The sequence below is a fragment of the Kitasatospora sp. Root107 genome (assembly GCF_001424875.1).
Classification (GTDB): Bacteria; Actinomycetota; Actinomycetes; order Streptomycetales; family Streptomycetaceae; genus Kitasatospora.
Genome location: NZ_LMCT01000051.1, coordinates 1 through 6,396, shown reverse-complemented (window position 1 = coordinate 6,396; position 6,396 = coordinate 1). Strand labels below are relative to the sequence as shown.

The 6,396-nt window shown below is 71.9% G+C and carries 3 protein-coding genes; all 3 read left to right on the top strand.

Annotated features, from left to right (window positions below; all coding sequences use genetic code 11):
* Positions 1–108 precede the first annotated feature (108 nt).
* Complete coding sequence (locus ASC99_RS30150; protein ID WP_369825207.1) at positions 109–5,664, top strand: amino acid adenylation domain-containing protein; 5,556 nt, start codon at positions 109–111, stop codon at positions 5,662–5,664.
* On the top strand, positions 5,547–5,963 hold the full coding sequence (locus ASC99_RS41455; protein WP_369825206.1) for an AMP-binding protein: 417 nt from the start codon (positions 5,547–5,549) through the stop codon (positions 5,961–5,963). Before ASC99_RS30150 ends, ASC99_RS41455 begins: the two co-directional genes overlap by 118 nt.
* On the top strand, positions 5,960–6,396 hold a 437-nt coding region (locus ASC99_RS41450; protein ID WP_235583180.1), incomplete at its 3' end, for an AMP-binding protein. The genes ASC99_RS41455 and ASC99_RS41450, both read left to right, overlap by 4 nt.

The following is a 6,396-nucleotide window of genomic DNA, read 5'->3' as shown; positions in this document are numbered from 1 at the left end:
GACCTCGTCCGCTGGCTCCCCGACGGCACCCTCGAATTCCTCGGCCGCGCCGACGACCAGGTCAAAATCCGCGGCTTCCGCGTCGAACCCGGCGAGGTACAGGCCGCGTTGACGTCCCACGAGGCCGTCCGCCAGGCCGCCGCCGTGGTCCGCGAGGACACTCCCGGCGACAAGCGGCTGGTCGCCTACGTGGTCACCGACCACCCCGTCGACCCGACCACGCTGCGCGCCTTCGTCTCCGCCCGCCTGCCCGAGCACCTGGTCCCGTCCGCCGTGGTCGTGCTGGACGCCCTCCCGCTCACCCCGACCGGCAAGCTCGACCGCCGCGCACTGCCCGCCCCCGACCACACACCGCGCGAGACCGGGCGTCCGCCCCGGACTCCGCAGGAGGCCCAACTCTGCGACCTGTTCGCCGAGATCCTGGGCTTCGACCGGGCCGGGATCGAGGACGACTTCTTCGAACTCGGCGGCCACTCCCTGCTGGCCGCCCGCCTGATCGCCCGAATCCGCTCCGCCGCAGGCGTCGAGCTGACTGTCCGAGACCTGTTCGAGGCGCCGACCGTGTCGCGCCTCGCCGAGCGAATCCGTGGCGCCCACAGGGCGCGAAAGGGGTCCTACGTCATGGAGCGTCCCGAAGAGATCCCGCTGTCGTACGCGCAGCGCAGGCTCTGGTTCCTGAACAAGCTGGAGGGGCCGAACAGCACGTACAACGTGGCGCACACCATCCGGCTGCGCGGCCGCCTCGACGTGGACGCGCTGCACAGCGCGGTGTCCGACGTGGTCGGCCGGCACGAGGCGCTGCGCACCGTCTTCCTGGAGGTGGACGGCGAGCCGTACCAGCGGGTGGTGGCGCCCGGCGTGGCCCGGCCGATGGTGACGGTGCTGGACACCGACCCGGACGAGCTGCCGCTCGAGCTCGACATGGCCTCCCGGCACTCCTTCGACCTGATGGTCGAACTCCCCATCCGCGCCCACATCTTCGCGGTCGGCCCGGAGGAGCACGTGCTGCTGCTGGTGATGCACCACATCGCCAGCGACGGCTGGTCGCTCGGCCCGGTGATGCGCGACCTGGCCACCGCGTACGGTGCCCGCTGCGACGGCGCAGCTCCGTACTGGGAGCCGCTGCCCGTGCAGTACGTCGACTACACGCTCTGGCAGCAGGACCTGCTCGGCTCGGCCGACGACCCGGACAGCCTGCTCTCCCAGCAACTCGCCTTCTGGCGGCAGGCGCTGGCCGACCTGCCGGAGGAGATCGCGCTCCCCGCCGACCGCAGCCGTCCCGCGCTGCCGACCAACCAGGGCCAGGTCACCACCGCCCGGCTCGGCGAGGGGCTGCACCGCCGACTGCTGGCCTTCGCCCGGGAGAACAACGCCACCCTCTTCATGGTGATGCAGGCGGCACTGGCCGGGCTGCTCACCCGGCTCGGCGCGGGCACCGACATCCCGCTCGGCACCCCGACGGCCGGCCGTACCGACGACGCGCTGGAGGAGCTGGTCGGCTTCTTCGTCAACACCCTGGTGCTGCGCACCGACCTCTCCGGCGACCCGAGCTTCCGTCAGCTGGTGGCCAGGGTCAAGGAGGCCGACCTCGACGCGTACGCCCACCAGGACGTGCCGTTCGAGCGCCTGGTCGAGGAGCTCAACCCGGTCCGCACGCTCTCCCGGCACCCGCTGTTCCAGGTCATGCTGGTGGTCCAGAACAACGCCGAGGCCAAGCTCCGGCTGCCCGGCCTGGACACCGAGATCGCGCCGGTCACCACCGACACCGCCAAATTCGACCTGACCCTCGGCTTCACCGAGACCTTCGGCCCCGACCGCGAGCCGGCCGGCATCCGGGCGATGGCGGAGTACGCCACTGACCTGTTCGACCGGAGCTCGGTGGAGGTGATCCTGGACCGGCTGGTCCGCCTGCTGGAGGGTCAGCTCACCGAACCGGACGTCCCGGTGGGCCGGTTGGAGATCCTCTCCGGCGACGAGCGGCAGGCGCTGCTGGTGGACTGGAACGACACGGCCATGGAGTTCCCCGCCGACCGCTGCGTGCACGAGCTGTTCGAGCAGCAGGCCGCCAGGCAGCCGGACGCCACCGCGCTGGTGTTCGGCGAGGACCGGGTGAGCTACCGCGAGTTGAACGAACGCTCCACCCAGCTCGCCCATCACCTGATCGCCGGTGGCTTCCGGCGCGGTGACGTGGCCGGGATCTATCTGGAACGCTCTGTCCAGCTGGTCACCGCCGTGCTGGCCGTCCTCAAGGCCGGCGGCACCTACACCATGCTCGACCCGGACTTCCCGGTCGAGCGGATCTCCACCGTGCTGACCCACACCGACGCCCGACTGCTGCTCACCGTCGAGGAGCTGTCCGGCCGACTGCCGGGCCCGCACCGCGAACTCGCCCTGGACACCGAGGCCGAGCTGATCGCCCGGCACCCCGTCACCGGCCTGCACGGCCTGGCCGACCCGGGCGACGCCGCCTGCGTGATGTTCACCTCCGGCTCCACCGGCGTGCCGAAGGGCGTGGTCTCCCCGCACCGCGCGATCGTCGGCACCCTGGTCGGCCAGGGCTTCGTGGACTTCGACCGGGCCCAGATCTGGCTGCAGTGTGCCCCGGTCTCCTGGGACGCCTTCGCGCTGGAGCTGTTCGGCCCGCTGATGTCCGGCGGGATCTGCGTCCTGCAGCCCGGCCAGCGCCCCGAACCGGCTGTCATCGCCGAGCTGGTGACCCGTCATCAGGTCACCTCCCTGCACGTCTCCGCCAGCCTGCTGAACTTCCTCCTCGACGAGTACCCGCAGACCTTCACCGGCCTCCAGCAGGTGATGACCGGCGGCGAAGCAGCCTCCATCCCGCACGTCATGCGCCTGGTGCACAGCTTCCCGAAGATCCGCCTGGTGAACGGCTACTCCCCCGCCGAGTCCATGATCTTCACGGTCTCGCACGAGATCACCCCGGCCGACGGCACCCGCCCGTCCATCCCGGTCGGCCGCCCGCTCGGCAACAAGCGGCTGTACGTCCTGGACGAGGGCCTCGGCCTGGTCGCCCCCGGCGTCACCGGCGAGCTCTACATGTCCGGCGTCGGCCTGGCCCACGGCTACGCGGGCCAGGCGGCGCTGACCGCCGAGCGGTTCGTGGCCTGCCCGTACGGCGATCCCGGCGAGCGGATGTACCGCACCGGCGACCTGGTGCGCTGGCGTGGCGACGGCATCCTGGAGTTCCTCGGCCGGGCCGACGACCAGGTGAAGATCCGCGGCTTCCGGGTCGAGCCGGGCGAAGTACGGGCCGCCCTGGCCGGCTTCCCCGGCGTCGGCCAGGCCGCCGTGCTGGTCCGCGAGGATCGGCCCGGCGACAAGCGGCTGGTCGCCTACGTGGTCACCGACGGCTCCCCCGAGGCTCTGGCGGTCGACGCCTCCGCCCTGCGGTCCCACGTGGCCGAGCGGCTGCCCGAGTACATGGTGCCCTCGGCGGTGGTCTTCCTGGACGCGCTGCCGATGACCCCGACCGGCAAGCTGGACCGCCGGGCGCTGCCCGCCCCCGACCACATGCACCGGCCGCAGGGCCGCGAACCCCGCAACGCCCAGGAGGAGTTGCTCTGCGGTCTGTTCGCCGAGATCCTCGGCCTGGAGTCGGTCGGCATCGACGACGACTTCTTCGACCTCGGCGGCCACTCGCTGCTGGTCACCCGCCTGGTCAGCCGGCTCCGCTCGGTGCTCGGCGTCGAGATCGGCATCCGCGACCTGTTCCAGGCGCCGACGGTGGCCCGGCTCGGCAAGCGGGTGGACCGCGCCCAGCACGCCCGCCCGGCGCTCCGCGCGGTGGTCAGGCCGGAGCGGCTGCCGCTCTCCTTCGCCCAGCAACGGCTGTGGTTCCTCGGCCAGTTGGAGGACCAGGGGTCGGCATACAACGTCCCGGTCACCATCCGGCTGCGCGGCGCGCTGGACACCCGGGCACTGCGGGCGGCCGTCGCGGACGTGGTGGCCCGGCACGAGGTGCTGCGGACCGTCTTCCAGGAGTGGGCCGGCGAGCCGTACCAGCGGGTGCTGGCGCCGGAGCAGGCCGAGATCCCGTGGAGCGAGCTGACCGTCGACGAGGCCGGGTTGGCCGGGCTGATCGCCGGGGCCGCCAACCAGGGCTTCGACCTGTCGGCCCAACCACCGCTCCGGGTGCACCTGTTCGAGATCGACCCCGAGCAGCACGTGCTGCTGCTGGTGATGCACCACATCGCCAGCGACGGCTGGTCGATGGGCCCGCTGGTCCGCGACCTGGGCACCGCGTACGCGGCCCGGAGCACCACCGGCGAGGCGCCCGACTGGCAGCCGCTGCCGGTGCAGTACGCCGACTACACGATCTGGCAGCAGGAGCTGCTCGGTGCGGCCGACGACCCGGGCAGCCTGATCTCCCAGCAACTCGCCTTCTGGCGCTCGGCGCTGGCCGAGCTGCCGGAGGAGCTGACCGTCCCGTCGGACCGCCCGCGCCCGGCCGCACCGACCAACCTGGGCGACGCGGTCAACGTCACCGTCGGCGCCGAGCTGCACGGCAGACTGCTCAGCTTCGCCCGGGAGAACCAGGCCACGCTGTTCATGGTGCTGCAGGCCGGTCTTGCCGCCCTGCTCTCCCGGCTCGGTGGCGGGACCGACATCCCGCTCGGCACCCCGGTCGCGGGCCGGGTGGACGAGGCCGCCGACGACCTGGTGGGCTTCTTCGTCAACACCCTGCTGCTGCGCACCGACCTCTCCGGCGACCCCGGCTTCCGCGAACTGGTGGCCCGGGTACGGGAGTCCGATCTGGACGCGTACGCCAACCAGGACGTGCCGTTCGAGCGGCTGGTGGAGGAGCTCAACCCGGTCCGTACGCTGGCCAGGCACCCGCTGTTCCAGATCATGCTGGTGGTGCAGAACAACAGCGCCGCCGAGCTGGTGATCCCCGGCCTGGCCGCCGAGATCGTCCCGGCCGGGGTCGACACGGTGAAGTTCGACCTGACGGTGGCCGTCACCGAGCGCCGCGAGGACGGTGTGCCGGCCGGGCTCCGGATCAACGTGGACTACGCCTCCGACCTCTACGACCGTGACACGGTCGAGGAGTTGGCGGCCCGGCTGGTCCGGCTGCTGGAGGGGGCGCTGGCCGCGCCGGAACTTCCGGTCGGCCTGGTCGACGTCCTGTCGGCGGCGGAGCGGCGGACGCTGGAGCTGGACTGGGCCGGTGCGCCGTCCCGGGTGTCGGCGGAGCGGACGGTGCACGAGCTGTTCGCCGAGCAGGCTTCCCGTGCTCCGGACGCGACCGCGCTGGTCTTCGGTGACGAGCGGGTGAGCTACCGCGAGTTGAACGAACGCTCTACCCAGCTCGCCCACCACCTGATCGCCGAAGGGCTCCAGCGTGGCGATGTCGCCGGGATCTATCTGGAACGCTCCATCCAGCTCGTCACCGCCGTACTCGCCGTCCTCAAGGCCGGCGGCACCTACACCATGCTCGACCCCGAGTTCCCCGTCGAAGAACGCAACGCTCCATCCAGCTCGTCACCGCCGTACTCGCCGTCCTCAAGGCCGGCGGCACCTACACCATGCTCGACCCCGAGTTCCCCGTCGAACGCATCAACGCGGTGCTCGGCCACACCGGGGCCCGACTCGTCGTCACCCGCTCAGAGCTGGCCGGGAAGCTCGACGCACCCGAGGTGCTGACCGACCGTCTGCCCGCCCTGCCCACCACCCCACTGCCGCCGATCGCCGGGCCGCTGGACGCCGCCTGCCTGATGTTCACCTCCGGCTCCACCGGCACCCCCAAGGGCGTGGTCTCACCGCACCGGGCGATCGTCGGCACCCTGCTCGGCCAGGACTTCGCCGCCCTCGACCCCGAGCAGGTCTGGCTCCAGTGCTCCCCGGTCTCCTGGGACGCCTTCGCCCTCGAACTCTTCAGCCCGCTGCTCTCTCCGGCGGGGTCTGCGTCCTCCAGCCCGGCCAACGCCCCGAACCGACCGTGATCGCCGCCCTGGTCCGCGAACACGCCGTCACCACCCTGCACGTCTCCGCCAGCCTGCTGAACTTCCTGCTCGACGAGTACCCGCAGGTCTTCACCGACCTGCGCCAGGTGATGACCGGTGGCGAGGCCGCCTCCCTCCCGCACGTACAGCGGCTGGTGACCGACTTCCCGCAGATCCGCCTGGTGAACGGCTACTCACCGGCCGAGTCGATGATCTTCACCGTCGCCCACCACGTCACCCCCGCCGACACCGCCCGCACCAGCATCCCGGTCGGCCGGGCCCTGAACGGCAAGCAGCTCTGGGTGCTGGACGCCCACCTCAACCTCGTCGCCCCCGGCGTCACCGGCGAGCTCTACATGTCCGGCCTCGGCCTCGCCCACGGCTACACCGCCCAAACCGCCCTCACCGCCGAACGCTTCGTCGCCTGCCCCCC

What these genes read in the sequence shown, in the direction of transcription:
- ASC99_RS41455 (WP_369825206.1), top strand. Translation starts at nt 5,547, where the DNA reads ATGCTCGACCCCGAGTTCCCCGTCGAACGCATCAACGCGGTGCTCGGC.